This is a genomic window from Vibrio sp. 1978 (assembly GCF_033344345.1).
Window position 1 is genome coordinate 1 of sequence record NZ_JAWPOP010000826.1, and the last position, 566, is coordinate 566.

At 46.8% G+C, this 566-nt stretch carries 1 pseudogene; it reads right to left on the reverse strand.

The features are described 5' to 3' along the window. Positions 1–195: 195 nt before the first annotated feature. Positions 196–566 (reverse strand): annotated as a pseudogene (locus tag R8N49_RS29335) (alanine--glyoxylate aminotransferase family protein); the annotation flags it as partial.

Genomic DNA, 566 nt, shown 5'->3' on the forward strand with positions numbered 1-566 from the left:
ATCGACTTTAGCCAAGTAAATTATCAAGCACCCTCACAAGCCCAATCGGCAATGACTAGCGTGTCTGATGCGGAATAGACAAACAAAAAAGCGAAGGACTTCCTTCGCTTTTTTGCTTTCAGCCCAATGATTTTAGGCCCTGTTGGTTATGAGTAATAGAGTTCCAAGCTCTTGAGACGCTCTAATGCGCAACTCTTACTCAGTTAAAGACTCTTCCAGAGCCTTCAAGCACAGCGCGACATTTTCCGCGCGAGCACCGGATCCCATCAATCCAATACGCCATGCTTTGCCAGCTAACGCACCTAGCCCTGCACCAATTTCAAGGTTGTAAGTTTCAAGTAGATGCGCGCGAACTTTCGCTTCATCGATCCCTTCCGGCACATAAATCGCGTTCAATTGAGGTAAACGGTAAGATTCTTCCACTACAAATTCAAAACCCAGTTTCTGAAGACCATCTTTCAACTTCTCATGCATCAATTGATGGCGAGCCCACGCGTTCTCAAGCCCCTCGTTCTGCAACACAAGCAGCGCTTCATGCAATGCATATAGGCTATTCACTGGAGCTG